Raw genomic sequence first — 26,538 nt, 5'->3', positions numbered from 1 at the left:
CTTTTGACGGCACCATCTATTTTATGAACACACTTAAAAATTTACAGCTACTTATTGAAGACGCTGTAGGAAAATTATCTTACCCGGTAACACCTGCAGAGTTATACGAGCCCATCACATACATCCTCTCAATCGGCGGCAAACGAATGCGCCCTGCCCTGCTGCTCATGGCTTGCGATATGTTTGGCGGCGATGTTAAGAAGGCCATTTCACCTGCTTTAGCCATTGAAGTATTTCACAACTTCACACTGGTGCATGATGATATTATGGATAATGCGCCGCTTAGGCGCGGCCAAGCCACCGTACATGAAAAATGGAACCCAAACACAGGCATTCTTTCAGGAGATGTAATGCTGGTTGAGGCCTACAAGCTTATGATGCAGGTTGATGACAGTATTTTGCGGCAGGTACTCGAAATATTCAGTAATACAGCAATTGGGGTGTGTGAGGGGCAGCAGTTTGACATGAACTTTGAGCAGCAAACTCATGTACAAATAGATGACTACATCAACATGATTCGTCTTAAAACAGCAGTACTATTAGGCGGTGCGCTTAACATCGGAGCATTAATTGGTGGGGCCAGCGCAGAAGATGCAAAGTTGCTTTATACATTTGGCGAGCAGCTTGGAATAGCCTTCCAACTGCAAGATGATATACTTGATGTATATGGAGATCCGGAAAAGTTTGGCAAGCAGGTAGGCGGCGATATTATTTCCAACAAAAAGACCTTTCTACTTATTAAAGCACTTGAGCTTGCCGGTGAGAGTGAAAAGCTTGAGCTTGATAATTGGCTTAATAGCAATGACTTTGATACTGCTGCCAAGGTAACAGCGGTAACGTCAGTATATAACTCTTTAAATATAAGGCAACAGGCCGAAGAAGCAATGCATCACTACGCTGCAATAGGTTTCGAGGCTTTAAATAATCTATCAGTATCTGAAGATAAAAAGCAGTATTTACGAAGCTTTGCTGACGGATTAATGATTAGAGAAAATTAGCTCTAGTTATTGTATCGTTAAAACACAGTCAGCTATAACTTACATTTGTAATCAATACGTATCGGCTTTTTTCTATATTCACATAACTAAACAAAGTCATGAAAAAAGTTACAGGTATTGGTGGAATTTTCTTTAAGAGCGACAACCCGGAGGCCATAAATCAGTGGTATGCTGAAAACCTGGGTTTACCCACAAGTGCATATGGTACAACCTTTGACTGGTTAGAGGCTGATGACGCTTCAAAAAAAGGGTCCACGGTTTGGAATCCCTTCCCGGCCGATACCAAATATTTCAATCCATCGGCCAAGCCATTCATGATCAATTACCGGGTTGCTGATTTGGTTGCACTTGTAGGCGAGTTAAAGGCAAACAACGTAACCATTGTGGATGAAATAGCTGAATATGACTATGGAAAATTTGTGCACATCTTAGATCCTGAAGGCAACATTATCGAGCTTTGGGAACCCAAAGATGAGCATACTGAATAATACTGTTTAATAGATTTATATTGAAGAATAAGCCTGAAAATAATTTCAGGCTTATAAAATATAGCAATTATTTTTCACGGTATAAGCCCGCAAATTATTTGGCGGGTTCTGATAAAACCTTTCTCTTGAAAAGGTATTGACTGAAAAAGTAATTTTTTTCAAATTTTGTTGGATAGGCAAAAACAAACTCCCAACCTAACGCCGAAACATAGTTTAAAGCATCAGCGAGCGAGTCATATTCTTTTACTTTGCTTGTTTCATCAATTATCTTATTATCAAACTGCTTAAGCAGCTGCCTGTCACTACCAAAATCAACTTTTATTGAACACTTTGTTGATCCCATATAACTGGTAGCAAATAATGTAAAAAACTGATCTTTAGACTTGACATAAAATCCTGGTGTTTGAGCCATAACCGCTAAAGGCAAGAGTAAAGCAATAAGGATGATTGATTTTTTCATAGTGATAAATTTTAGAATTTATAGACTACGCTTTTTCACAAAGGTTTAAATAAAACAGGCCGACGATTTACATCAACGGCCTGCTCAATCACTCTAAAACAATCACCTCTACTCTTTAGAAGTTTCTTAATTAATAAAGGCCAAAACCTTTATTAATATTATAAAGAAAATTTATTAATTAATCATAAAACACCACTGTATAATACAGCCTTTTACCAAATACTGACAATCTTTTATTTGTTTCTGGTTTACTCGCTCATCGTTACTCATATTTAACACAAATAGCTAATATTTATTGTGTTTCACCGCTGCGTAAAAGCGTATTTAAACTAACTGCAAACAATAAGTCCTCTCCTGCCTTTACAACGGTATGACGTTAATAATACTACAAATTGGTAACCGTCTTCCGCCCGAAGTTTTAGTTGTATCGAAGCAAATGCATCCCTTACTCTGGAACTTTTGCATATGGATAGCTGCAACAGTACTAGGATTACTCATCAAATTTCTTACATCACGCTTATTGCGTATTTATTCTCAAAGAAACAATTACTCCTTCTTTGGCTCTTTTGTAACTCACTTAAGCTGGCCTATAGGTTATTTCATACCCTTACTTGTATTTAAAATAATGATGCCGCTTATGCGGATGAATAAGGTATACTATGGATTTCTTGATAGATGCGTAAACATCTTATTGGTCATATCCTTTGCCATATTGCTCACAAGGGCAATCCGCGTCTTAGAAGATTATGTGTACCACATATATGATTTAAATAAAGCCGACAATTTAAAAGAACGTAAAATACGTACCCAGCTTAAGTTTCTACGTAAGTTGGTAGTTGCCATAATAGTGTTTGTAACGATAGCGCTTGTGCTACTAAGCTTTGAAAGTTTTCGCAAATTGGGCACAGGATTATTAACCGGTGTAGGTATAGGCGGTATAATTATTGGTTTTGCGGCGCAAAACTCATTGGGCAATTTACTGGCGGGCATGCAGCTGGCTTTTACGCAGCCTATTCGTATTGATGATGTGTTAGTAGTTGAAGGAGAATGGGGACGCGTTGAAGATATAACGCTTACCTATGTTGTACTTCGTATATGGGACCAGCGGAGGCTTATTTTGCCTATTAATTACTTCATTCAAAAGCCATTTCAAAACTGGACGCGCATCTCGGCAGACATCATTGGCACTGTTTTCATATACATGGATTACTCTATACCGCTTCAGGCTTTGCGTGCCGAGTTTGAACGCCTACTATCTTTAACTAAACTTTGGGACGGTAAAGTGCAGGTACTCCAATTAACGGATGCTAAAGAACGCACTATTGAAATAAGAATGCTCGTAAGCGCACGTAATTCATCAGACGCTTTTGACCTGCGGTGTTTTATACGCGAAAACATGATTACTTACATACAACAAAACTACCCGGAAGGCCTGCCAAAAATACGCACAGATTACAAGGACAAATTTCCGCAGGCCTTACCAGAAAGTTCTATTTAGGCTGCGCTGGCCAGGCCAGTGCCTGCTCCTACAACCAGCGCATCTTCCAGTCCGCCTATCAAAGGGTCCAGTATGTGAGAACTTTTAACGGTTGCTTTTCGCAAATAAAAACTTCCGAAGGTTGAGAGTATGGCTGCACCACCACCAAGCAGCGCACCAAGTGCTGCATTACCCCCACCCGCTTTGTAAACACTGGCCCCCGCTAATGCTCCGGTCAGAAATCTTCCGGTTAAAGCTGGCAGCGCTACACGGTTAGGAGCAGTAGGCATTTTATCACCCACAAACTCGGCAACGGCTAATAGCTTAAAAGCAGTTGCTGTTTTGTCAGACTGCATAAAACTTAAAGGCGAATCTTCCATCGCAGCTGATTTGTGTTGGCTGAGAATATGACTGGTAATAGCAGGTGCAGCCATTGAACGGCTACCGGCGATAGCGCCTAAACTTAAAGCTTGCCAAAAAGGCTTTGATATTTTAAAAGACATACATTTAGTATTTTGTTTAATAAGTACGTTAAACAGCAGTTTGTGTTTTATAATAGAAAATTATTAAAGCAATAGTTATAAAAGATGTTACAGCTTTAAAACACACCTGTGAAGATTAAAGAGGAAAACGCACCAGAAGATCTGGCGAACGCGATAGGCGAAGGCCTGCTGGCGAACATGGCGGTACTGCAGCCATTACACTTTCACAAATGATTGAAATACGTATAACCAAACCCAAACATAGTGATGCTGCGGTATAATGTTGCTTTGCAGGTTACAGGTGCGCACCGGCAGTCGAAAGCACAAATGAGGAATAAAATAACGAAATACACTACGCCTACGAAATAAGCTAGACGTATAGCATGAGGTATGCTCAGCACGGTAGAAGTTTAACCGACTAATCGGTCGTTTACACTTAAGAGGGATTTTGAAAAAAGCTCTGGTAAACTTAGTCGCATAAAAAAAGCCATCTTTAAGACGGCTTATATGCTTAATAATTTAAGTACTTACGCTTATACTCTACCGGCGTAACACCTTTTATTTTTTTAAAATGACGATAGAAATTGGAAATATTGTTAAAGCCGCAATTGAAGCAAATAAGCTCGGTGGTTAACTTATTCTCTACTAATTGGCGGCAGGCGTGACTAATGCGTATTTCGGTTAAAAAATCGTAATACGTTTTATTGGTCATTAGCTTAAAGTACCTGCAAAATGAAGTAACACTTAAATTACTCAATGCCGAAATTTCTTTAAGTGTGATATCGCGCTTGTAATTGGAAAGCGTATACGTATAGATGTTACTCAACCGCTTATCATCCAGATCGGTATTTTGCTGAAACGCACTTATCTCGTTAACAATAGGTTTGTAATCACTTGTCTCGGCCAAATACTTCATTATCGACAGCATAATAATTATACGGTCGAGGTTAGTTGCATCAATAGCCTGCTTCATCAACTCAATGATCTTCACTTTAGCTTCACCGGTAATTATCATACCACTCTTAGCGCGCTCAAACAATCTTGGTATAGCATAAGCTTCGGGCAAGTGCAAAATATCTTTGCCAAGGCACGTAGGTAAAAAGTGCATTACAATAGCCTCAATATGCAAGCCTGAGTTTGGCTGATAATATTCCTCACGGCACCGCCAGGCATGTGGCAGGTTCTCACCCAGTAATACCAGCTCACCTGATGAAAAGTTGCCAATGTTATCACCTATAAAGCGCACACCTTCCCCTTGTATATTGTAATGTAGCTCAAGCTCAGAGTGATAATGCCATATATTGCCATAATTGGGCATTACATCATGCCTCACACTAAATGAGCTTTCAATTTTACCCGGAAGTTTACGATAAAGCGGCTTCATAAATGAATGTTGTAAATTAGCTTAACTGTAATTTCATGTCAATATTATATAAAATATCCATTAAAAAGTACTGGCGTGGACAGTTTATGCTAACATTCTACTATTTATAGAAAAAATACTATAAAGATTTAGCATTAACCTTTAATATGTTTGTGCTTAAAGTAACCAATAATCAAACTAAGGCACTGCTCAGATTAGAAAAGTTGTATAGCAATAACATGTACAACAGGCGATGATTTGTTATTTACTTTTTACGGCAGCGTGTTCGCCGGTAATCAGGCATACGGCTTATTAAGTTACTGTAACACTATACATGGTTCAACAATTACTAAAAATTCATTTTCCGGGTAAACTTGTTTTTGGCAACGGTTCACTTGCCAATTTAAAGGATGAGATTTTGCCTCATGCACGCGAAATTATCGTTATTACAATTGGCCCTTTGCTAAATCAACTCGATCCTTTTTTTAATTCCCTTAAGGAAGCAGGCGTATTGGTTCATGTTAACATTGACATTAACCAGGAACCAAGTTTTGCAGACTTCCGTGCTTTGATGAAGCAATTTGAAGGTGTTGATGCAGATATGGTGATTGGTATTGGCGGTGGCAGCGTTCTTGACATTGCAAAGCTTGTGGCAGCACAATTAAAAAATGATCAGCCTCTTGAAGCAATTGTTGGCAATGGTTTATTACAAGGTCGTCAAACAGGTCTTATTTGCGTACCCGCAACATCCGGAACAGGAAGTGAAGTATCGCCAAACGCCATTTTAGTTGATGATGAACATCAAAAGAAAGGTATTATTAGCCCATACCTGGTGCCTGATGTAGTTTACGTTGATCCATTACTTACACTCAGCGTTCCACCGGCAATTACTGCTGCCACCGGTTTAGATGCACTGACACATTGCCTTGAGGCCTACACCAATAAATTTGCACAACCATTTATTGACATTTATGCCTATGAAGGCATGCGCCTCATAGCCGAAAACCTTGTTGATGCTGTTAAAGATGGCAAGAATGAAGATGCACGTTTAAAAGTGGCAATGGGCAGCATGTTGGGAGGCTTTTGCCTTGGTCCGGTAAATACGGCAGCCGTGCACGCATTATCATATCCATTGGGCAGCACATTCCATCTGCCTCACGGTTTATCTAATGCTTTGCTTTTACCTTATGTAATGGAGTTTAACGTTCCGGCAGCTCCGCAACGTTACGCTGATGTTGCCGTTGCTTTAGGTTGCGAAAGACAAAGTGATCATTTAAGTACAGCACAGGCAGGCATTGCAAAAATTAGAGAACTTATTGCCGCCTGTGGCATACCGGCTACTTTAAAAGAAGCTGGTATAACCAAAGAGGTAATACCGCAGTTGGCCGAAGAAGCCATGCTTATACAGCGTTTGCTGGTAAACAATCCGCGTCATGTATCATATGATGATGCTGTTGGCATTTTTAACGCCGCATTTGAATAACAAATAGATTAAAAACTTGGTGTAAAAACCTCTATATATTAATGAAGATACAAAAGAAATACAAAGGCACAGTTGTTCCGCTGGTGACACCTCTAACTGCCCGGTATGAGTTAGATGAACAAGCCGTGGAACGTATTGTACTTAACTTGTACAAAAATGATGCTATGCCTTTTATTTTGGGCACTACCGGCGAGTCGGCTTCTTTGCCTGCTACACTAAAGCATGCGTTCATCAAAGCAACAGCTGCGCTCAAACAACCGGGGTCAGAGTTCTATGTTGGCATTTCAAGTAATTGCTTCGAAGAAAGTGTAGAGTTGGCTAAAAGCAGTTTGGATGCAGGCGCAGCAGCGGTTGCGGCAACGCTTCCAACTTACTACCATCTTTCTGAAGACCAGATGAAGGACTACTTTGTACGCCTTGCTGATGCCGTAGCTGGTCCTGTAATTATCTATAATATACCGGCAACAACACATATGTCAATTCCCCTTGAATTGATTGATGAATTGAGCCACCATGAATTTATCGTTGGCACAAAAGACTCTGAACGCAACGATGGCAGATTGGATCGTTCATTGGAACTTTGGTCGGGAAGAGAAGACTTTAGTCACTTTTTAGGATGGGCAGCCAAATCGGCTTATGCACTGTTAAATGGTGGCGACGGATTGATACCAAGTACAGGCAACGTTGCTCCCGAAATTTATTGTGAAATGACGAAGGCTGTAATTGCTGGCGACACCGAAAAAGCTTATCACTATCAGCACCTTTCTGATACACTGGGCAACGTTTACCAGTCAGGACGTACACTTGGCGAATCATTACGCGCCTTAAAAGTGTTAATGCAGGAAAATGGCTTATGTGATGCGCACATGATGCCGCCTTTGAGCGCACTACATGAGCGCGATGAGCAAAACCTGGTTAAATCATACCATCAACTTTTACAACAGGAATCATCTTTTTTTAAACAGCCCTCAAATGTCTGAAAAACCTATCATCGGAATTACCATGGGCGACCCGGCCAGTATTGGACCGGAGATTGCCTTGAAAGCGCTTACTGAACGCAAGATATATGAAATTTGCCGTCCGCTTATTGTTGGCGACGCTGGTGTCTTTAATCACATCATTGAGAAGATTGGTCTTGATTTAAGTATCAACAAAATTCAGAGTGTGCATGAAGCAAAATTTGAATTTGGCCGCCCGGATGTTTACGATCTGAATAACGTAAACTTGGATGAATTGGAGTTTGGTGTGATTTCAGCCATGGCAGGTGATGCATCATTCAAGTCGGTTACCAAAGTTATTGAACTGGCAATGGCCGGTGATATTGATGCAACGGTTACCGGCCCTATCAATAAAAAATCGGTTAACGAGGCCGGGCACCACTATGCAGGCCATACCGAAATTTATGCCGAGTACACAGGAACTAAAAAATATGCTATGCTGTTGGTTGAAGATAGTATGAAGGTTATACACGTTTCAACTCACGTGTCTCTTCGTCAGGCTTGTGACCTTGTTAAAAAAGATCGCATACTTGAAGTTACTGAGTTGCTTCACAACGGATTAATAAGCCTTGGTGAAAAAAACCTTAAAATTGGCATTGCAGGCTTAAATCCACATGCAGGAGATTCGGGCCTATTTGGCACCGAAGACGACCAGGAAATTCTACCTGCGGTACAAGAGGCTTTAGCCCGCGGATACGACGTAGAAGGTCCGGTTCCGGCTGATACCATGTTTTCAAAAGCAGCTACCGGCTACTATGGTGGTGTAGTAGCCATGTATCATGATCAGGGGCACATACCATTTAAGCTTACAGGCTTTAAATGGAATCCGGAAAAGAAACAAATGGACAGCGTAAAAGGCGTTAACATAACTATGGGTTTGCCAATCATACGTACATCTGTTGACCACGGTACAGCATTTGAAATTGCCGGAAAAGGCATTGCCAGCCCCGACGCTATGGTTTTAGCTATTGAATCGGCTGTACAGCTGGCTCACCATAAAACTACTGCTACGGTATGAGGATAACCGTAATTGCGGATGATTTAACCGGTGCCGCCGAAATTGGCGGCATTGGCATTAAATACGGCCTTGAAGTCGAGATATCACGCAATGTTAATACGGCTTCACCTGCCGATATGCTGGTGATTAACACCGATGCCCGCTCAATGAACGAGGCTAATGCCATCGAAGTTACCCGAAAGGTGAGTGAGCAACTTAAAACGCTGAACCCGAAATTCGTTTTTAAAAAGACTGACTCTGTACTACGTGGCCATGTATTTGCCGAAATAGCGGCACAATGTAAGGCAATGAATTTTAGCAGTGCTATTATAGTTCCTGCAAACCCATCACTTGGCCGTACATTAGTTAACGGGCATTATTACATTAACAATACACCTATTCATCAAACCAGCTTTAAAGACGATCCGGAGTTTCCGGTAACTCACTCGCATATACTTACGCGTTTTAATTCTTCGCCTTATCCATTTAGCGTTTTACCCCACTTTGACTACACAAATAATGAAGCCATTATAGTTGGTGAAGCCGAAGTGCAGGGTGACTTAAATAATTGGGCTGATAAATTAACTAACTGCACACTTGCTGCAGGCGCAGCAGGCTTTTTCACTGCCTGCTTAAACAAGCTTTTAGGAGAGCCTCAAGGAGGTAACAATACCGTTGATGAATTTAGTTTAGCTGGCTCTATATTGTATATTAGCGGCAGTACGTTTAAACCAAGTGTTACTCTTATTCAAGAGCTGAACGCCGGCAACGGTCCTGTAAGTTATATGCCTGAGAACGTAGCGATTTTGGGCAATGCTGACGAAATGTTATTGAATGATTGGGCTGATGAAACAACCAGCCTTATTGAGCAGCGAGGAAAGGCAGTAATGAGCATACCTGATACCAACGATGCCCATACTGGCGATGGTGCTTTACACAAACGCTCAGTTATGGCGCTGGCGGTAAAAAAAGTTTTTAATAAGGTACAAGTAAATGAATTGGTAATTGAAGGAGGCTCAACAGCTGCCGCTATACTAGATTTGCTTAATGTACACACTATGGTACCCGTGCAAGAACTTGCACCCGGTGTTATACGCAGTGCTGTACCAAACACTAATTTGCACATAACGCTTAAACCCGGCAGCTACAGCTGGAGCAAGAGCATTTGGGCATTTTAATTATAAACCGAACCAATATTAAATTATGAAGCCCGTTTTAGGCGTTATAGATTATTCAATTATTATTGGCGTATTACTGGTAACCCTTTATTTGGGTTTGCGGTATGCAAAAAATCAAAATAGCACCCAATCATATTTTGCTGCTAAAGGCCGCGTTCCGGCGTGGGCTATTGGTATGTCGTTACTGGCAACACTTATAAGCAGTGTTACCTTTCTGGGTTATCCGGGTGAAGGCTTCTCCTCGAACTGGATTTTGCTGGTACAAGGTTTAATGGTACCAATTGTATTGCTTGGCGTAATTTGGATTATTGTGCCCCTATACCGAAAAGTAATTGGTTTAAGTACCTATGAATATTTTGAAAAGCGCTTTGGTACTGTAGCCCGTTATTATAGTTCCATTGCATTCGTTTTGAGGCAGTTTTCAGGCATGGGAACGGTATTTTTCCTGCTGGCTGTTGCCTTGAGTAACATGACTGGCGGTAATACTTTTGCCATCATCATTGTAACCGGGTTGATAATTATTGCTGTGAATTTGATGGGTGGCATTGAGGCTGTTATATGGCTTGATGTATTTCAGGGCTTTATGCTTTTTGCCAGCGGCGTTGTTTGCTTGCTAGTCTTGCTATTTTCGGTAAAAGGTGGCGTTACCGAAATATGGAACGTAGCCTCTGCAAATAACCGTACCGGCTTTGGCCCATATGACGTTGACTTCAGCAAACTTACCTTCATTGTAATGGCCATTAATGGTATGTTTTATGCCATTCAAAAATATGGCACCGACCAAACCGTTGTACAACGCTACCTGACTGCCAAAGATGACAAGGCAGCTATAAAAGCTTCTTTACTCGGTATTTCACTTACTGTGCCTGTATGGACTTTATTTATGTTTATAGGTACTGCACTGTTTGTCTACTATAAGCAAAATCCTTTGCCTGAGGGTGTAAGTGCCAATGGTGTGTTCCCATACTTTATCATAACTCAGCTACCAACGGGTGTGGTAGGCTTTATACTGGCAGCCATGATATCTGCAGCTATTTGCAGCCTCAGTGCCGACTTAAATTCGCTTGCTGCTGTAGGCGTTGAAGATTACTACAAAAAAATACGTCCTAACCGCCCTGATAAAGAATACCTTTTTGGCGGCCGCGTAATGGTGGTATGTTCCGGATTACTATCAATGGCCATTGGTATGCTTTATACCAGCATTGGAAACGAAGGTGTGCTAGGCGTTGTGTTTACGCTTTATGCTATTTTTTCGGGAGGTATAGTTGGTATTTTTCTTTTAGGCTTACTAAGCTCACGCGCTAATCGTGAGGGAGTAAATATTGCTATAGTGGTGTGTATCATTTTTACTTCGTATGCATTCCTGACCTCCACTCCTATTGGCCTTGGCGAAAATAAAACTTTGCTGCTTGATTTAGGAAAATACAACTTTACACATAATAAATTAATGTTAGGGGTGTATAGTCACTTGGTGGTTATAGGTGTTGGATATGTCGCAAGCTTGTTCTTCCCTAAACCAAATTTAGACCGCAACCTGCTGTTTAGCGGATGGCGCGAGAGCCGTCGTAAGGAAAAGGCTTTGGAGTTAGAAGAAGCATAAGCTGTAGATTTACAACAAATAAGCGATATATCAACTTTGATTGATTAACGAATTTGATTGAGACAGCGTTTACAAACCATGCAGAGTTGACCATTTGCACCAACCTGCAACATTAATCACCCGTATACAAAGGCAAAAGTTTATTTTTACAGCCTTTATGAAGCGCTTTCTTTTACTTATTGCAGCCATTTTCACCCTAATTAACCAGGCGTTTAGCCAGGCGGAATTATCCCCCTGGGGAAATATCAATGGCATTCGCAAGCAAGGTCATTTGCTTAAGTTTGAAACAGCACTGCAATACATTAAAAGCGATGGTGTACAAATATTAACTACGGCACGCGAGAGACAAAGACCTGTTTACAGTCGTAACGGCAGTGAGCAAACCGTTAGAACAAATTTAGATAGCCTGTACTTTGAAGAAACTGTAAGTAGCAATACCGGCACCAAAGCTCGGGTTAATATAAAAATGACCGCCCACGCCGATACGAATTTTGTGGGTGCGTTTTTCATTGTTAAGCTTCCGCAACTAACAAACAACTCTACAAATCTCGGATTAATTGGCAACAATAAAGTTATCGACGCCAACGCGCTCAGCATCACCCCTGTTAAAAGTTTACCTGGTATTAACGCTAAAGGCTTTGAGTTAAAAAATGCACAATTAAGTCTTAAAGCCGAAAGCACGGAGCGGGATTCAATTTTTATACGTAAAGATGAAAATACCGGCGAGGTATTGGTTTACTTTACCTTAAAAGTGGCACAAATAAAAAAAGGCGAGGAAATTCAGAAAACCTTTGATATTGAGGCCTCGGGTGAAATTGATAAAAAACCTGCCGAAATTAAAATAAATACCCAGCAGCAAGGGCGTAGCTTTGATGGACTTGGTGGTAATTTCAGGTTGCAGAACCCGACTACCGATCCTCAGGTTATTGACTACAGTTTAAATAACCTCCGCCTGGCTTGGGGGCGTGTTGAGATGCCTTGGAGGTATTGGCATCCTGTAAAAGATAACAATCCTTTAGATGCCGCCCAGCAAAACCAGTTACCTTCACAAGTGACTAACGCCATGCGAATGGCACAGCGACTTAATAAACTGGGCATACCCGTGATTGTTTCGGCATGGTCGGCGCCTGATTGGGCAATTGAAGGTACGTACAATGAAGGCTTCGTAAATGGTATATGGGGTAATCCTTTGAGAAAAGATGTAATGACGGACATTTACCGATCACTTACACGTTACCTGACCTACCTGAAGGATAATTATGGTGTTGAAGCCAGGTATTTTTCCTTTAATGAATCAGACTTAGGAATAAATGTGCGCATGACGGCAACTGAGCATGCCGAGTTTATCAAAGGCTTTGGCGCTTACCTGGAAAGCAAAGGATTAAAAACAAAGCTGTTACTTGGTGATAATTCAGATGCTAACAGCTGGCCTTTTTTAAATGCAGCAATGAGCGATGCAGCAGTAAGACCTTACATTGGAGCGGTATCATTCCATTCATGGAGAGGCTGGGAAACCGAAACTTTGAAGAAGTGGGCCGATGCCGCCACTCAATTAAATATACCATTGTTAGTAAGCGAAGGTAGTATTGATGCTTCGGCATGGCAATACCCTATGATTTTTCAGGAACCGTCGTACGCTATAGATGAGATTAATTTATATATAAGACTATTAAACATTTGTCAGCCTGCCTCAATCTTACAATGGCAACTAACTGCCGACTATTCCCCGCTTGCCGGTGGAGGTATATTTGGCGACAACAGCTCCCTTCGCCCTACGCAGCGCTTTTGGAATTTAAAGCAACTTTCATCAACACCTAAAAATGTATTTGCCTTACCTGCTACAAGTAACAACGACAACATAATGTGTGCAGCCCTTGGTAACAATAGCAATGAGGTATTTGCGCTGCATATAGTAAATAACGGAGCCGAAAGGGTTGTAACCGTGACTGGCCTGCCCAGCAAAGTATTGAAATTTAAAGTGACAATTACTAATGCAGAGAATAACGCAAAAGAGTTAGGCCCTAAAAAGTCCTCGAATGGCCAAATTCAGTTTAAAGTTCCGGCACGTAGTTTTGTCACACTTTCAAATGAGTAATTACTAAATTAATTTTTTCTCATGGCATATTTAATGCCTGCCAAAAGGTGTTTAAGAAACAAATCATCACTATAAGTTTCAGCTGTATGCCCCAATGCGGTAGTAAATGCACGTCCGCCATCAAACTCCTGATACCAACTAATTGGATGATTAGCACCATTGGTTCCACCCGTGTAGCTTTGTTCGTCCACTGTCAGCACAACACTTATTTTATCTGATATTCCTTTGAAATTATACCATTCATCTGTTTTCGACCATTTTTCGGGTAAGTGACTTGTAAATGGGTTATTTGATGCTGTTTTAATTAAAGTTGCCTGCTGCACTTTAGGGTGCGTATTGAAATAAGCACCTGCAAGCTGACCATACCAAGGCCAACCATATTCTGTATCGGTAGCTGCATGAACGCCAACATACCCATTTCCAGCTCTTATATACTTTTGAAATTCTTTTTGCTGCATATCGTTAAGCACATCACCTGTTGTGTTCAAAAAAACAACTGCATCATACTTCTTTAAATTTTTATAGGTAAAGGCAGAGGCATCTGATGTGGTATCGACCTTAAATTTATTTTCATCACCAAGCTTTTGGATTGCGGCAATACCTGCGCTTATGGACTGGTGTTTAAAGCCGGCAGTTTTAAAAAATACAAGTACCTTACTTTTGGCAATTGATGCTGTGCAAATGAAAATTTGCAGAACAATAACGAAATATTTGATAGGCATAAATGAAATTGGTTTGGGCTAAGCTAATAAATACCCGTTGTTTCGAGTGCTTTAAAATAAAAAAGCCCCGGTAAAAAAATTATACGGGGCTGGTATATAGTGTTCACATCTATCAACTTGCCGCTAACAATTGCTCCAGTATTTCTGTATACCCGCGCTCGCTTGCAAAGTCCATAGCGCTACGGCCGTCATTATTAACAGCAGCGATATCAGCATTATTTTCAATTAGCATTGATGTAAAATCATTAAACCCGCATTGAGCGGCAACTATCAAGGGTGTTTCGCTAAAGCTGTTGCGTGAGTTGATCTCGGCGCCGTTTTGTAAGAGTAATTTACCTAAATGATGATTGCCAATACCTGCAGCATAATGTAATGCCGAGTTGCCGTTATGCAAGTGTAAATTCACGTCGGCACCATGCTTAATGAGTAAATCGACTATGTGCATGTTGGAGTTGTTAACCGCAAGTATCAGCGCACTAACACCGTTGTTGTTCAACTCATTTACGCCTGCATTCGACATTTTAAGCAATGAGGCTACAGTTTCACTATGATTATTATAAACCGCCTGATGCAGTGGTGTATTTCCGTTATCGTCTTTTTGCGCGGCATTGTCCGAACTCAAAGCGCTGACTAGCTCACGCATACCATTAGCCGTAGCATGATCAAATATATTGTAGCCACCGTTATCTTTTACAGAAGTATCTGCTCCTAATGTTATTAAGTATAAAGCAGTCTCCGTTTTTTGCGCCAATACCGCATAAAACACAGGGGTTTGACCATAATTATTGGCAGCGTTAATGTCGGCACCGGCATCAGTAAGTTGTTTCAAAATTTCTTTGTTCCCGGTGCGGGCCGCCATATGCAAGGGTGTTTCGCTGGTGTTGTTAGCTAGGTTTACATCTGCACCTGCGTTAATCAATAATTTTACAATATCCTTTGCCCCTTTACCGCTTACGTAGTACAAAGGCGTATTACCTAAAGTGTCGCGTTTATCTACATTTATTCCGCCTTTTTTCAAAAACGCTTCAACTATTCCCTTTTGTGCATTTTTGCAGGCATTTAAAAACATGTTGTCCATAAACAATGGCTTTATATGGTTGCGGTTAGTAGTAGTTTCACCACAGCCTCGTTGTTATTATTTACTGCAATATCCATAGCCGTTTGTCCGGCGTTATTTACCTTTTCAGCAACAGATGAGTCGGCGTCAAGTAGTAATTCAGTTATCATTTTTGCAGATGCTTTATCAGGATTCGCTGCGGCATACATTAACGCTGTAGATCCCGTGCTATCAACGTACTTTGCATCTGCTGAATTATCAAGTAAAAGTTCTGCCATGTTATATTTCGACTCGTTACCACGTGCGGCAAAACACATTAAAGGCGTTTTACCAAGCAAATCTGGCTTATTGATATTGCACCCAGCCTCAACAAGTATTTCAGCGAGCTTGCTATTTAAGTCGGCAAGATAGGCTGATGAGCAAACTAATCCTAAAGCAGTATCGCCGTTAGCGTTTATTTCCGCATCTTTATCAAGCCCATTGCTGATAAGGCTTTGCAGAATAAGTGCAATATCTTTTAGGTCTTTGCTCATACCACGGCCAAAATTGCTAATACCTCTGGCTATGAGGTAAAAAACTGCTGTTTCACCTGTGCCTGTTTTGTAGTTAACGTCGGCACCTGCATTCAGCAATAGCTCAACCATGGGTAAGGATGGATATTCGCAGGCAAGCATCAAGGCTGTTCGTTTATGAGAGTCTGATACTTCGTTTAAGTCAGCTCCTGATGCAATGATAGCTTCAGCAGCCTGTGTATCACGGTTAAGTACGGCTTCATGAATCGTCATTCCACCGGTTTGCAATGCACTATCATCACCTGATAAAATGGCTGCAATTTCTTTAACGCCGCTTCGCTGAGCATAGGTTAATGGTGTTACTTCAAATATATCCTTATCTTCAATGTCAATCCCGCCACTTTCAACAAGTATTTTCACGGTTTTCGCAGCTGCTTCAACAGCCCCGGGTATGGTTTTACGATGCACCAACTTATCGCAAATAAGATGTAAAACGTTCTTTCCTTCTTCGGCAGTGGCATGCATCTTGACTCCTGCATCGGCCATTGCTTGTATAAACGGATACATGTATACCAAACCGGCGTCTAGATATGCCACTTTACCCGAGTCATTTTTTTTCTTCGGGTTAACGCCTGCCTTAATTAAGGCATTTGCAGTATTATAAATTTGTTGCGCTTTAGCATCTATTGCTGCTGCATTTACATCAAAACGGGTGGTAGTTAATGCATGTAATGGGGTGTTGCCATATTTATCGGCAGTTGGCTGTAAGCCTTTAGTCATTAAAAAATTTACAGCATTTTCATCAGTGAAACGTGCAGCTAAATGATACAAGTTTTCTTCTGCATCGCCTTTAATATCCACTTGCTGTAATGCTTCATACATCCCCGCAATGTCTACACCTGGCTGACCTCCAATCACGTTCCGATGATAAGCATCCCGTATTTGATTAAATTCATTCATGATTATCAAGTATATTATGAGCTATTTGCAATGCATTGTCAATGTTGCGGTATTTTTTGAATTGAATATGGCTTGCGGTTTCTACAACACGGTTCCACTCGCCTAGCTCTAACCAGCAATCAGTTTTTAATCTCACAACAGCATCTCTAAATCTTTCGGTAAATAGTGTTATGTATTTCGTATCAACAGCAATTAAGTGATCATCAGTTTGATTTTGTGCGTTCACAATTGACTGATAATTTGCGTCGGTTTGATGATGCGGGTTTGGCTTGTTGTGTAGTGTAGCAAGCGCCTTATCAAGGCTTATCAGTGCATCCTTATAGTTTTTACTACCAAAAAGACAAAGAGCCGTATTAAAATGGGTAGAAGTAATATCATCAGGTTCAGCTTTTAATAACTGATAAGCTTCACTAAACCGGCCTTTATCAATAAGTCGTACTATTAAGTCTTCCTGACTTTGCTGCTGTACTTGCGAATTATTTGCACCTAAAAGCATAACTAATAATTAACAATCTACAAAACGAATGTTTTTCCCACTTATTGACTAAATGTTAAAAACATGCAATTTTAGGGTTTGAACTAATGTCAGTTTACAAGCTTTTGTGAATTTGGAAAGCGCTAATAATGCGCAAAGAACATTCAGACCTGGTTTAATAAGGGTCCACATCAGGTTGTACAATGCAGCCCTTACTTAACGGAGTGGTTTGAAATTGAACAATAATGTCACGTATTAACGACTTTACCTTCACAATTGAAATACCATCCTTTTCAAACTTAAGCATGATGCTTTTAATGTAAAAATTGCGTATGCGGCTTACCAACGGATATTCAGGGCCTATAACACGATCGCCAAAATGTTTACGCAATTCAATTGCCAGATATTCGGCCTGCTGGTATAGTTTATCAGCGTCTTTATGCTTTATATCCAAGTTTATAATACGATAGAAAGGAGGATATTTAAAGTTTTTGCGTTCATCAATTTCTGTAAGGTACAAGTCCTTATAATCGTTGCGTATAACCTGATCAATTACCCGGTGCTGCGGGTTATACGTTTGTATAACAACTTTACCCTGCTTACCACGCCTGCCGGCACGACCGCTTACCTGGGCCAGCATTTGATAGCTGCGCTCATTAGCCCGGTAGTCAGGATATTTCAATAAGCTATCAGCATTGATAATTCCTATTACCGTTACATCAGCAAAGTCAAGCCCTTTGGCTACCATTTGCGTTCCTACCAAAATATCAATTCGCTTCTCCTCTAAATCATTTAACAAATTTTGATATGCATTGCGAGCGCGCGTAGTATCTAAATCCATTCGCGCAATGCGGCTATCAGGAATCAATACCTGTAAATCATCTTCAATTTTTTCGGTACCAAAGCCTTTATACTCCAAATGTGTTGAACCACATGCTGGACACACGTTAATGTTATCTTCTTTGTAGCCACAGTAATGACAATGCAGGTGACTGCTGCTCTTGTGATAGGTTAAGCTAACATCACAGTTAATACACTTAGGCGTAAATGCGCATACGCGGCATATAAGTACCGGAGCATACCCCCTTCTGTTTTGAAACAATATTACCTGTTCCTTATTACTGAGTGCTGTTTGTATATCGGTCATCAGCACACTGGTAAAGTGCGATTGAATAACTTTTCGTTTTATTTCTTCTGCAATGCTTACTACCTCTATTTCAGGCAAGCTTACGCCGCCAAATCTTTCTGTTAATTCGGTAAGTCCGTACTTACCTGTACGCGCATTAAAGTAGGACTCGAATGATGGCGTAGCCGATCCCAGGAGAACTTTTGCCTGATATTTTCCCGCAAGGTAAATAGCCGCATCACGGGCATTGTATCGTGGCGCCGGGTCAAATTGCTTGTATGAAGTTTCATGTTCCTCATCTACAATTATTAAACCTAAATCGTCAAACGGCAAAAAAACTGATGACCGGGCACCAAGCACCACTTTGTATTCATGATTAAGCACTTTTTGCCAAACTTCAACACGCTCATTGTCGCTGAATCGTGAGTGGTACACGCCTATGTCATTGCCGAAGTATTTGCGCAGCCTTTCAATAACGTGGGTGGTGAGTGCAATTTCGGGTAAAAGATAAAGCACTTGTTTACCTTTATGCAAAGCCTCCTCAACCAACCTAATGTAAAGCTCGGTTTTGCCGGATGATGTTACCCCATGCAACAACACCACATCTTTTTGAATAAAGTGATTTCTTATCTCATTAAGGGCATTGGATTGAGCGGGGCTTAGTTCAAAATTTGCACCCATTTCAAATTCATCGTAATATAACCGGCTTACGTTTCGCTCCTCAACTATGAATATTTCTTTGTCAATCAAAGCCTTCAACACTGCTGCGCTTACGCCGCTCTCTTCCATCAAATCATTTTTTGATACTAATGCTTCATTTCTTGACAGCTTCAAGTATGCCAGTAAAGCGTCTGCCTGCTTAGGTGCACGGCGTTCCAACTCTGCAAACAGTTCGCGCCGCATATCAGCTTCGTTATAAAGCTGATTAAGTTTTACGTAGCTGCGTTTACGCGGCTTATACCGTTCACTTACCTCTTCGCTAATATGAATGATGTTTTTATCGAACATTAATTTAAGCACGGGCATTACAATTTTTTGCCCCAAAAGCTTAACAATATCACTTACAGAAAGTACCGGTTGGATATCAAGGGCATCGACTATTAGATATTCCTTATCATGCAGCAACGATCGGTCAATGTTACCATCGGGGTTAAGCATAATGCGGGTTTCACTCGCCAACTTAAGCGCAGAGGGTAACGCAGCAGCCATTACCTCTCCGGTATTGCACAGATAGTAATCAGCCAACCACTTCCAAAAATCTAATTGTTGTGATGTTACCACCGGCCGGTCGTCTAAAACCTCCATCAGGTATTTAGCTTCGTATTTTTGGGGTGCAATCGTAGTAATTTCGTCTATTACCGCAGTGTAAAGCTTACTTTTACCAAATTGCACCACTACCCTTTTACCAACGGCCACTACATCATTTAGTTCAAAAGGCACACGGTAGGTATATAAGCGTGATATAGCCAGCGGCAATATTACGTTTACAAAGAGGGTAACCCTTTCGGCTGATTGATTTTCGGCAAATTCGAGCATATTATACTTTACCCTTCAAAGCAGACAAAAGCAGGGTGAACCAGCCGGCAATGAACAATAAGCCGCCAATTGGCGTAACGGGCCCTAAAATTCGAAGCCAGCTCCACTGTAAAATGTTTCTGCAAGACAATAAATACAATGAGCCCGAAAAAAACACTATACCAAACGTAAACAACAGGTAGCCGGCGTAGGTTAAGTTACTATCGCTTTTATTAAGCGCCGCTAAAGCTAAAAGCGCAAACACGTGGTAAAAATTATATTGAACAGCGGTGCCCCAAACCTGCAATTGCTGCGGTTCGAGCCTTTCTTTAAGCGCGTGAGCACCAAACGCACCGGTTATGACTGCTAACATGCCAAAAATGGCAGCGGTAATAATTATAGACTTATTCATTTGTAATTATACAGTTGCTAATGTAACCAATTGCAAGTATTACTTTATTGGCATAAGGTAAAAATCTACATTTGCCTAATTCAAAATATATGAAACGACTGATTACTATCACCATCCTACTAGTTGCCGCCACCGTGTTTGTAACAGTTAAGTATTTTGATAATTTAAAAATATCGGGCAATCATTCTGCCGATATTATCAGTTCCATTCCCTCATCTGCTGCAGTAGTATTTGAGTTTAACAACGATGCGAGCTTTTACGACATTTATCAAAACAGCCCATTGTTTGCCTCATTGCTAGGTAGTGATAAAATGACCGAACTGCATATGCTTCGTAAAGGCTTGTTAAACAATACATCTGCTCAAACTCTTCTAAATGCGCAGGATATTTTTTTATCCCTTCATACGCTGGGTACAGATAGCATTGAATACCTTTTTACGATGGCTTCATCCGGTGCTTTTAGCAATGAAGCGGCTACACAAATGAAGTTGAAGCCTACAACATTGGGCGGTAAAAAGGCATTTGTATTTCAGGCAGATTCAGTTGAAAGAGAATTTTATATTATTGAGAAACAACACAACGTTTGGTGCGGAAGCTTTTCTAAAACTCTTTTGCAGGAAAGCCTGGATAGTAAAAAAGCGTCGGCAGGCACTTTTGATCTTATGTCTGATCAGCAGCATTCAACATCATTGGGTAATTTATACATCAACTATCAGCAATGTGGCTCGCTTTTAAACAATCTATACAAAAGTGAGGACTCTGATTTGTGGAAAGGGTTATTCAAGCTACCTGCAAATACATCGTTGAGCTTAAATTACAAAAGTGACGCGCTGCTCTTTAATGGCTTCACTACTTTCAAAGGCAAATCACCTGTAAGTTATATGGATATATTCAGAAATATGGTCCCGGTGGAACTCACACTACAGAACATACTCCCAATAACAACAGCTTACAGCAATGTTTACGGCATAAGTGATTTAGCAGCATTTAAAAATTTGCTTACCAGCTGGCAACAAAAAGCTCACTTGGTTAAAGATAAAAAAGCGCTTTTTAACAAAATAAAAACAGAAAGCGGAGTACAATTTGACAGCGAGTTTAACAAATTACTTGATAATGAATTTGCGCTGGTTACTACACGCTTTCAGGAACGAATAGCCATTATAAAAGTTAAAAATGGTGCTGCGCTACGTCCGTTTTGTAATAATATAAGCAATATGCTAACAGAAGATATTGGCCAGTTTAACTTTAACCAGGTACCAATGTACTTACTGGGAGATGTACTTTCAGGCTTCAGAAAGCCGTACTTCACCATAGTTGATAATTATTTGGTGTTAGGAAACTCACAACGTGAGGTAAGCAATTTCCGTGAAAACTATTTTGGTAACCTGTTCCTGAGCAAGCAATCAGATTTCAGAGAGTTTTCGAATTTGCTGGCGCAGCGTTGCAACGTTAGCTACTTTATTAATTTTAAAAATGCAGGTTACGCATTTAAACGCGCGTTAAAGCGTAAGTATGCTAATGCTTATAATACCGAGCCTGGTTTTAAGAACTACTATGCAGCAGCTTACCAATTATCAGCATCTGATAAACAATTTTATACAAACCTTTGTCTTAAGATTAATGCGCCTGATTCGCTGAACATAAACGGTAACTAATTTTTTACAATTAGCCGTCTGGCATGAAATAAATATCAGGAGGATTACGTATTATTGATTACTAACTATTGATAATCCTTTTTGATGAAGAAATTTTTTGCAGGAGTACTGATGCTGCTTATCAGTGTTTCGTGTTATGCGCAGCGTTTTGCGCACTTTAACACAGGTACTCTTTACGATTCTTTTGAAAATCCTTCACAGGCAGCCTTCATACCTGACTCAAGCAGGCAGTTTGCATTTAATTTACTACCAAATTTTAACGCTAATCTGTATTTAAAAGGCAATGCTCAATACACCTTAAAGTCGAGGTTCTTTTTAGGAAAGTATGATAACAGCGCCTTTACCATTGGCGAGGGAAAATTTAATGATGTAACGGCAAACGTAAATGCATATATAGGTATGCTACGCATGTTTACCAGCATGAGCGGAAAGACCGAAGTTGGCTTGTCATACCAGATAAAAGGAAATGGCCGCGGGCATGTAACAGACGAAACCATTGCCCTTTTTAATGGCATAGATAAATTCAACACCAACCAGCCTTATTTTGACTTGTTTAATAACCGCGCTTTTTATGAGGCATTTCACCAGTTTAGTATAAATTACAGGGAAAAAGTTACGCATAACTTTGCTGTAGGCGCAAAACTCAGCTTGCTGTCGGGCATCGGCTACAACAACTTGAACGTTACGGAATCTGAACTAAACCGTAATCAGGCTGATCAAAATGCTGCCACTTTACGATTAAGAGGAACCTTCCAAAGCACTTATGTATTGGGGCAGTTCCCAAGGCGGGATTTGTTGCCATTTTTTAGAAGCCCTGGCGCAGCCATTAGTCTTGGAGCAACCTATGCACCCAAAGGATATATTATACAAGCCAATTTGAAAGACTTAGGAGCTATACGCTGGCGCGGAGAAGCTACCACATACCGCTTTAATCAAACACGTACTATCCGGACAACTACGCCCGCACAAACAGAACAAGATGTAGAGGATGCTATAACCGGCATATTTGAAAGCAACCCGCGTAGAGGTTCATTCACAAAAGCAATTGTTGGCCGGGCCGATCTTTCAGTAGGAAAAAAATTTATGCTAGATGAAACTATTAGTTATTTCCCAACTGCAATAATTTCAAAGCTGATTAACGGAAGCGGCACAGCGGCGGCACTGGTGAACCAGGTAAATTTCAGCAATTTCAGTACCTCACTTAGCGGTATTTATAACGAAGATAGACTGTTTGATTTAGGCTTACAATTTATGTATAAAACACCCAATGTTGATATATTTATTGGCAGCGAACAGCTAACGCGCAGCTTTAATTTATATAGCGCCAGCAGGGAAAACGAAAGTGCAGTAACCAAGCCTATGTCGCACTCGGGTGCTAACATATACTTTGGCTTCTCTTTTAAGTTTGGAAAGCTTTTAGAAAGGTGGAAAAACGACAGCTACTATTATGACGGCTCTGAACAAGGCCCGTTAGGCCGTACGTGGAAACGCTGGAATAATTAGTATAAAAGTGCTACGCCTTTTTACCGGCAATAAAATCTTTCAAGTAAAACGGCTCAAAATAAGCCACATCCTCAAACTTTTGAGAGCTGAAAGCTTCAAATGCTCCTTTACTTAAGTGCTTTGCGGAATTTATAAAATCAGTTTCGAAACGGGCGTTGCTCCACTTACCCAATACCTCCTGACATTTAGCGGCACCATCACCAAAAAACAAAACCTTTTGCTGCTCAAGCACCGATGCAAAGCTATGCTCATCTATAATTTCGGCAGTTGTTGGCTGTAACCGGTTACCTTTTGCGTCAAACAACGCTGTGTACACTTCCATGCGCCTGGCGTCAATCATAGGGCATAGTAGCAAATCTTCGTCATTAATTAATTCAGCCATACCATTTGCCATAGCTTGTAATGTTTCTACTGCTATAAGCGGCTTGTCTAAACCATAACAAAGTCCTTTGGCAGTTGATACGCCTATCCGTAAACCGGTGTATGATCCCGGGCCGCTGCTTACTGCCACAGCATCAATATCAGCATATTGCATTTGCAGTGCAGCAAAAACTTCTTCAATAAAAACAGTAATCACTTCGGCATGTACGTTACGCTGATTTAATTCTTTAACGGCCAGGATTTCATTCTGTGATGCGATTGCAACAGAGCAAGCCGTGGTAGCTGTTTCTATTTGAAGTATTAAACTCATAAATATATATTAAGGTACCGGATCATGCCCATGCCCTCCCCACGGGTTACAGCGGCCAATACGTTTCAAAGTTAACCATCCGCCCTTAAAAGGCCCATATTTTTTTATTGCCTCTACACCGTATTGAGAGCAGGTAGGCGTGTAACGGCATGCCGATGGTAGTATTGGAGAAATAATATATTGGTACACTTTTATAAGTGCAATAAAAACAGCACCTACACACCGTTTTATAAAGTTAAATAGCTGCAACATCTGCTTGCTGGCAAAGTTGTACCATAAGTTTCACCATACGCTTATCCATAAAAGCAAAATCGTTAATTTCTTTGCCTATGTAATTTATAGAAAGCAGTATTTGTTTATTGTTTTGCAGCAGAGGCCCGTAAAGTAACGCATCCTTATGTAAGCGGTAAGTTTCACGTGTACGGCGTTTGATCAGGTTACGATCTACCGCTCTGCGGTACCGTTTCTTCGCTACAGCAAAAACCACCTGCACCGGATAAATTTGGGGCTGAGGCGCAGCTATCCACGAAACACGAAATGGATAACACAAAAAGGAAGAGCCGCCATGAAAAAGCTTATCTAAAAGCCTTTTATTACATAGCCGCTCTTCCTTTTTAAAAGTGTACATATTGCTTAAATGGTTAACCGAAAAATATTAATTCAATACGGCACCACTCCCGGTATTACAGGGCAAGCAACCTATATTATGCTTTATGACGACGCTCGTCAGAAACTGATAATCTTTTTCTTCCTTTAGCTCTTCTTGCAGCTAATACTCTTCTGCCGTTAGCAGTTGCCATGCGCTCACGGAAACCGTGTTTGTTTCTTCTTTTACGTTGAGACGGCTGAAACGTTCTTTTCATGATTGTTATATTCTTTGTATTTCGTTATTATATAAACTAAAAAACGGGAGTGCAAATTTAGGCTTTTTATTTAAGTTTTCAAATATAATTATTACTATTTACGTTTGCACATAGTAACACACTAAAGCTCAACTTATGAAAATTGCTTCTATTCTGTTGTTATACTTACTTCCGTTTATTGGAGTGGCGCAAGTTAATTATAAAATATACAACACCAATACGCAAAAAACGGCAACACTGGACGAGGTTGTTGCCGAAATGAACAAGGCTGATGTTTTATTTTATGGTGAGGAACACAACGACTCACTGGGCCATACAATTGAACTGGCAATATTTGACATGCTGGTTAAGAAATACCCACAAAATGCGGCACTATCATTAGAGATGTTTGAAACCGACACCCAACCGGTAGTGAACGAATATTTAAATAACCTGATAAGAGAAAAGAATTTGCTCACTGATGCCAGGGCGTGGAGCAACTATAAAGATTACAAGCCGTTGGTTGAACTGGCTAAACAACATCAATTGCCAGTGATTGCAGCAAACGCGCCGTCCAAGTATACTAACAGGGTTACGCGTTTAGGCTTGGGTAGTCTTCATGAATTAGATAGTAAAGCAAAAGAATGGCTCCCGCCCCTACCTATCGACACGGCAGCTGGCGCATACTATAATAAATTTGTTAAAACAATGGGTGGACATGCCAGCATGGGCGGCATGAAAATATATCAATCGCAAAACCTTTGGGATGCAACCATGGCCTGGAGCATAGCCAAGCATTTAAAAGTAAATCCTCGCAGCAAAATTATGCATATCAATGGCGGCTTTCACAGTGAGGATCAACTGGGCGCCGCTGCACAATTAAAAAAGTACGCACCTAAAGCACGCATTATTAATATCGCTGCCTATGCCGTAGCCGATTACAATAATATAAATTGGAACAGCTACAGCAAAAGCAACAACTATATAATTTTGACGAACGGAAATTTGTCTAAAAGCTTTTAAACCTTACGGGCAAGCAAATCACGTATTTCAGTAAGTAATACTTCTTCTTTGGTAGGTGCCGGAGCAACGGTTGGCGCTGCCGCTTCTTTCTTTTTAAACTGGTTAATAGCCTTTATAAACAAGAAGAGGGCAAAAGCTACTATTATAAATGATATTATTTGCGATAGAAAGTTGCCATATTTTATTGCTGTTCCCGGTATTACCAGCTGGCTAAGGTTTGATAAATTGGCTGCTTTAAGTGCGGGTGTAAGTATTGCCGGGGTAATTATATCCTCAACCAGTGAGCTTACAATTTTACCAAATGCACCACCTATAACAACAGCAACGGCCAAATCCAGCACATTGCCCTTTACGGCAAATTCTTTAAATTCTTTAATAAATGACATAGCGGAAAGTATTGGTTTACATAGCTAATTTACGAGTAAT

26 protein-coding genes are annotated in these 26,538 nt (G+C 40.6%); 12 read left to right on the top strand and 14 right to left on the bottom strand.

Features of this window, described 5'->3' with window-relative positions:
- Positions 1–23 precede the first annotated feature (23 nt).
- Both QZ407_RS15100 and QZ407_RS15095 read left to right on the top strand, forming a co-directional pair.
- Positions 24–998: a polyprenyl synthetase family protein gene (locus QZ407_RS15100; RefSeq protein WP_295772540.1), complete on the top strand. Its 975-nt coding sequence runs from the start codon at positions 24–26 to the stop codon at positions 996–998.
- A 98-nt stretch (positions 999–1,096) separates the two neighbouring features.
- On the top strand, positions 1,097–1,486 hold the full coding sequence (locus tag QZ407_RS15095; RefSeq protein ID WP_295772539.1) for a VOC family protein: 390 nt from the start codon (positions 1,097–1,099) through the stop codon (positions 1,484–1,486).
- 94 nt (positions 1,487–1,580) lie between these two features.
- Here QZ407_RS15095 and QZ407_RS15090 read toward each other — a convergent pair whose 3' ends face one another.
- Positions 1,581–1,946, bottom strand: coding sequence for a hypothetical protein (locus tag QZ407_RS15090; protein ID WP_295772537.1), 366 nt, complete (start codon positions 1,944–1,946; stop codon positions 1,581–1,583).
- A 370-nt stretch (positions 1,947–2,316) separates the two neighbouring features.
- On the opposite strand from QZ407_RS15090, the gene QZ407_RS15085 reads away from it, so the two are divergent.
- Complete coding sequence (locus QZ407_RS15085) at positions 2,317–3,444, top strand: mechanosensitive ion channel domain-containing protein (protein ID WP_295772535.1); 1,128 nt, start codon at positions 2,317–2,319, stop codon at positions 3,442–3,444.
- Here the strand turns inward: QZ407_RS15085 and QZ407_RS15080 are convergent.
- Together QZ407_RS15080 and QZ407_RS15075 are read right to left on the bottom strand one after the other, a co-directional pair.
- Positions 3,441–3,926, bottom strand: a complete 486-nt coding sequence (locus tag QZ407_RS15080; protein ID WP_295772533.1) for a DUF4126 family protein — start codon at positions 3,924–3,926, stop codon at positions 3,441–3,443. The two genes, QZ407_RS15085 and QZ407_RS15080, sit on opposite strands and share 4 nt — an antisense overlap.
- A gap of 490 nt (positions 3,927–4,416) precedes the next feature.
- Entirely contained in the window at positions 4,417–5,289 is an 873-nt protein-coding gene (locus tag QZ407_RS15075) for an AraC family transcriptional regulator (protein WP_295772531.1), read from the bottom strand.
- A gap of 313 nt (positions 5,290–5,602) precedes the next feature.
- Here QZ407_RS15075 and QZ407_RS15070 point away from each other — a divergent pair, with 313 nt between their 5' ends.
- The 6 genes from QZ407_RS15070 to QZ407_RS15045 all read left to right on the top strand — a co-directional run bounded on the left by QZ407_RS15070 (position 5,603) and on the right by QZ407_RS15045 (position 13,619).
- A complete protein-coding gene (locus QZ407_RS15070; RefSeq protein WP_295772529.1) occupies positions 5,603–6,751 on the top strand; it encodes an iron-containing alcohol dehydrogenase in 1,149 nt (382 codons plus the stop codon).
- A 41-nt stretch (positions 6,752–6,792) separates the two neighbouring features.
- Positions 6,793–7,731 carry a dihydrodipicolinate synthase family protein gene (locus QZ407_RS15065; RefSeq protein ID WP_295772527.1) on the top strand — a complete coding sequence of 313 codons (939 nt, stop codon included), beginning with the start codon at positions 6,793–6,795 and terminating at the stop codon, positions 7,729–7,731.
- On the top strand, positions 7,724–8,767 hold the full coding sequence (gene pdxA, locus QZ407_RS15060; RefSeq protein ID WP_295772525.1) for a 4-hydroxythreonine-4-phosphate dehydrogenase PdxA: 1,044 nt from the start codon (positions 7,724–7,726) through the stop codon (positions 8,765–8,767). The genes QZ407_RS15065 and pdxA overlap by 8 nt, the downstream gene beginning before the upstream one ends.
- Positions 8,764–9,924 carry a four-carbon acid sugar kinase family protein gene (locus tag QZ407_RS15055; protein WP_295772524.1) on the top strand — a complete coding sequence of 387 codons (1,161 nt, stop codon included), beginning with the start codon at positions 8,764–8,766 and terminating at the stop codon, positions 9,922–9,924. Before pdxA ends, QZ407_RS15055 begins: the two co-directional genes overlap by 4 nt.
- A gap of 25 nt (positions 9,925–9,949) precedes the next feature.
- Complete coding sequence (locus tag QZ407_RS15050) at positions 9,950–11,524, top strand: sodium:solute symporter (RefSeq protein ID WP_295772521.1); 1,575 nt, start codon at positions 9,950–9,952, stop codon at positions 11,522–11,524.
- Positions 11,525–11,681: 157 nt separating this feature from the next.
- Positions 11,682–13,619 (top strand): hypothetical protein, encoded by a 1,938-nt coding sequence (locus tag QZ407_RS15045; RefSeq protein WP_295772519.1) that lies wholly within the window; start codon positions 11,682–11,684, stop codon positions 13,617–13,619.
- An 8-nt stretch (positions 13,620–13,627) separates the two neighbouring features.
- Here QZ407_RS15045 and QZ407_RS15040 read toward each other — a convergent pair whose 3' ends face one another.
- The 6 genes from QZ407_RS15040 to QZ407_RS15015 all read right to left on the bottom strand — a co-directional run bounded on the left by QZ407_RS15040 (position 13,628) and on the right by QZ407_RS15015 (position 20,398).
- Positions 13,628–14,341 carry a ThuA domain-containing protein gene (locus QZ407_RS15040; RefSeq protein WP_295772517.1) on the bottom strand — a complete coding sequence of 238 codons (714 nt, stop codon included), beginning with the start codon at positions 14,339–14,341 and terminating at the stop codon, positions 13,628–13,630.
- A 112-nt stretch (positions 14,342–14,453) separates the two neighbouring features.
- Positions 14,454–15,419: an ankyrin repeat domain-containing protein gene (locus QZ407_RS15035; protein WP_295772515.1), complete on the bottom strand. Its 966-nt coding sequence runs from the start codon at positions 15,417–15,419 to the stop codon at positions 14,454–14,456.
- Between the two features lie 11 nt (positions 15,420–15,430).
- Positions 15,431–16,870: an ankyrin repeat domain-containing protein gene (locus tag QZ407_RS15030; RefSeq protein ID WP_295772512.1), complete on the bottom strand. Its 1,440-nt coding sequence runs from the start codon at positions 16,868–16,870 to the stop codon at positions 15,431–15,433.
- On the bottom strand, positions 16,863–17,366 hold the full coding sequence (locus tag QZ407_RS15025; protein WP_295772510.1) for a hypothetical protein: 504 nt from the start codon (positions 17,364–17,366) through the stop codon (positions 16,863–16,865). The genes QZ407_RS15030 and QZ407_RS15025 overlap by 8 nt, the downstream gene beginning before the upstream one ends.
- 154 nt (positions 17,367–17,520) lie before the next feature.
- On the bottom strand, positions 17,521–20,007 hold the full coding sequence (gene priA / locus QZ407_RS15020) for a primosomal protein N' (RefSeq protein ID WP_295772508.1): 2,487 nt from the start codon (positions 20,005–20,007) through the stop codon (positions 17,521–17,523).
- 1 nt (position 20,008) lies between these two features.
- Positions 20,009–20,398, bottom strand: a complete 390-nt coding sequence (locus QZ407_RS15015; protein ID WP_295772506.1) for a DUF423 domain-containing protein — start codon at positions 20,396–20,398, stop codon at positions 20,009–20,011.
- An 89-nt stretch (positions 20,399–20,487) separates the two neighbouring features.
- On the opposite strand from QZ407_RS15015, the gene QZ407_RS15010 reads away from it, so the two are divergent.
- On the top strand, positions 20,488–22,053 hold the full coding sequence (locus tag QZ407_RS15010) for a hypothetical protein (protein WP_295772503.1): 1,566 nt from the start codon (positions 20,488–20,490) through the stop codon (positions 22,051–22,053).
- An 84-nt stretch (positions 22,054–22,137) separates the two neighbouring features.
- Positions 22,138–23,556: a DUF5723 family protein gene (locus QZ407_RS15005; protein ID WP_295772500.1), complete on the top strand. Its 1,419-nt coding sequence runs from the start codon at positions 22,138–22,140 to the stop codon at positions 23,554–23,556.
- Between the two features lie 10 nt (positions 23,557–23,566).
- Here QZ407_RS15005 and tsaB read toward each other — a convergent pair whose 3' ends face one another.
- The 4 genes from tsaB to rpmH all read right to left on the bottom strand — a co-directional run bounded on the left by tsaB (position 23,567) and on the right by rpmH (position 25,110).
- Positions 23,567–24,247, bottom strand: coding sequence for a tRNA (adenosine(37)-N6)-threonylcarbamoyltransferase complex dimerization subunit type 1 TsaB (gene tsaB / locus QZ407_RS15000; protein ID WP_295772497.1), 681 nt, complete (start codon positions 24,245–24,247; stop codon positions 23,567–23,569).
- A 9-nt stretch (positions 24,248–24,256) separates the two neighbouring features.
- The gene (gene yidD, locus QZ407_RS14995; protein WP_157542254.1) at positions 24,257–24,499 is read right to left on the bottom strand and encodes a membrane protein insertion efficiency factor YidD; all 243 of its coding nucleotides are present in this window, start codon (positions 24,497–24,499) and stop codon (positions 24,257–24,259) included.
- A complete protein-coding gene (locus tag QZ407_RS14990) occupies positions 24,483–24,875 on the bottom strand; it encodes a ribonuclease P protein component (RefSeq protein WP_295772494.1) in 393 nt (130 codons plus the stop codon). The genes yidD and QZ407_RS14990 overlap by 17 nt, the downstream gene beginning before the upstream one ends.
- A 76-nt stretch (positions 24,876–24,951) precedes the next feature.
- On the bottom strand, positions 24,952–25,110 hold the full coding sequence (gene rpmH / locus QZ407_RS14985) for a 50S ribosomal protein L34 (protein WP_157542256.1): 159 nt from the start codon (positions 25,108–25,110) through the stop codon (positions 24,952–24,954).
- A gap of 135 nt (positions 25,111–25,245) precedes the next feature.
- Between rpmH and QZ407_RS14980 the strand changes: the two genes are divergently transcribed.
- Complete coding sequence (locus QZ407_RS14980; RefSeq protein WP_295772490.1) at positions 25,246–26,112, top strand: ChaN family lipoprotein; 867 nt, start codon at positions 25,246–25,248, stop codon at positions 26,110–26,112.
- On the opposite strand, the gene mscL is transcribed toward QZ407_RS14980, so the two are convergent.
- Positions 26,109–26,498, bottom strand: coding sequence for a large-conductance mechanosensitive channel protein MscL (mscL, locus tag QZ407_RS14975; RefSeq protein WP_157542258.1), 390 nt, complete (start codon positions 26,496–26,498; stop codon positions 26,109–26,111). The two genes, QZ407_RS14980 and mscL, sit on opposite strands and share 4 nt — an antisense overlap.
- Positions 26,499–26,538 lie beyond the last annotated feature (40 nt).

This window comes from uncultured Mucilaginibacter sp. (assembly GCF_913773635.1).
Classification (GTDB): Bacteria; Bacteroidota; Bacteroidia; order Sphingobacteriales; family Sphingobacteriaceae; genus Mucilaginibacter.
Note: the sequence above shows the minus strand (reverse complement) of the source record. Positions and strands in the feature narration are given on the sequence as shown.

Bases quoted from the DNA above. Each gene is read 5' to 3' on its own strand.
- QZ407_RS15050 (WP_295772521.1), top strand. From the start codon at position 9,950: ATGAAGCCCGTTTTAGGCGTTATAGATTATTCAATTATTATTGGCGTA.
- QZ407_RS14980 (WP_295772490.1), top strand. From the start codon at position 25,246: ATGAAAATTGCTTCTATTCTGTTGTTATACTTACTTCCGTTTATTGGA.
- QZ407_RS15045 (WP_295772519.1), top strand. From the start codon at position 11,682: ATGAAGCGCTTTCTTTTACTTATTGCAGCCATTTTCACCCTAATTAAC.
- QZ407_RS15035 (WP_295772515.1), bottom strand. From the start codon at position 15,419: ATGGACAACATGTTTTTAAATGCCTGCAAAAATGCACAAAAGGGAATA.
- QZ407_RS15015 (WP_295772506.1), bottom strand. From the start codon at position 20,398: ATGAATAAGTCTATAATTATTACCGCTGCCATTTTTGGCATGTTAGCA.
- QZ407_RS15005 (WP_295772500.1), top strand. From the start codon at position 22,138: ATGAAGAAATTTTTTGCAGGAGTACTGATGCTGCTTATCAGTGTTTCG.
- pdxA (WP_295772525.1), top strand. From the start codon at position 7,724: ATGTCTGAAAAACCTATCATCGGAATTACCATGGGCGACCCGGCCAGT.
- QZ407_RS15095 (WP_295772539.1), top strand. From the start codon at position 1,097: ATGAAAAAAGTTACAGGTATTGGTGGAATTTTCTTTAAGAGCGACAAC.
- QZ407_RS15010 (WP_295772503.1), top strand. From the start codon at position 20,488: ATGAAACGACTGATTACTATCACCATCCTACTAGTTGCCGCCACCGTG.
- QZ407_RS15030 (WP_295772512.1), bottom strand. From the start codon at position 16,870: ATGAATGAATTTAATCAAATACGGGATGCTTATCATCGGAACGTGATT.
- rpmH (WP_157542256.1), bottom strand. From the start codon at position 25,110: ATGAAAAGAACGTTTCAGCCGTCTCAACGTAAAAGAAGAAACAAACAC.
- QZ407_RS15070 (WP_295772529.1), top strand. From the start codon at position 5,603: ATGGTTCAACAATTACTAAAAATTCATTTTCCGGGTAAACTTGTTTTT.
- QZ407_RS15075 (WP_295772531.1), bottom strand. From the start codon at position 5,289: ATGAAGCCGCTTTATCGTAAACTTCCGGGTAAAATTGAAAGCTCATTT.
- QZ407_RS14990 (WP_295772494.1), bottom strand. From the start codon at position 24,875: ATGTACACTTTTAAAAAGGAAGAGCGGCTATGTAATAAAAGGCTTTTA.
- QZ407_RS15100 (WP_295772540.1), top strand. From the start codon at position 24: ATGAACACACTTAAAAATTTACAGCTACTTATTGAAGACGCTGTAGGA.
- tsaB (WP_295772497.1), bottom strand. From the start codon at position 24,247: ATGAGTTTAATACTTCAAATAGAAACAGCTACCACGGCTTGCTCTGTT.
- mscL (WP_157542258.1), bottom strand. From the start codon at position 26,498: ATGTCATTTATTAAAGAATTTAAAGAATTTGCCGTAAAGGGCAATGTG.
- QZ407_RS15055 (WP_295772524.1), top strand. From the start codon at position 8,764: ATGAGGATAACCGTAATTGCGGATGATTTAACCGGTGCCGCCGAAATT.
- QZ407_RS15025 (WP_295772510.1), bottom strand. From the start codon at position 17,366: ATGCTTTTAGGTGCAAATAATTCGCAAGTACAGCAGCAAAGTCAGGAA.
- QZ407_RS15085 (WP_295772535.1), top strand. From the start codon at position 2,317: ATGACGTTAATAATACTACAAATTGGTAACCGTCTTCCGCCCGAAGTT.
- QZ407_RS15040 (WP_295772517.1), bottom strand. From the start codon at position 14,341: ATGCCTATCAAATATTTCGTTATTGTTCTGCAAATTTTCATTTGCACA.
- yidD (WP_157542254.1), bottom strand. From the start codon at position 24,499: ATGTTGCAGCTATTTAACTTTATAAAACGGTGTGTAGGTGCTGTTTTT.
- QZ407_RS15090 (WP_295772537.1), bottom strand. From the start codon at position 1,946: ATGAAAAAATCAATCATCCTTATTGCTTTACTCTTGCCTTTAGCGGTT.
- priA (WP_295772508.1), bottom strand. From the start codon at position 20,007: ATGCTCGAATTTGCCGAAAATCAATCAGCCGAAAGGGTTACCCTCTTT.
- QZ407_RS15080 (WP_295772533.1), bottom strand. From the start codon at position 3,926: ATGTCTTTTAAAATATCAAAGCCTTTTTGGCAAGCTTTAAGTTTAGGC.
- QZ407_RS15065 (WP_295772527.1), top strand. From the start codon at position 6,793: ATGAAGATACAAAAGAAATACAAAGGCACAGTTGTTCCGCTGGTGACA.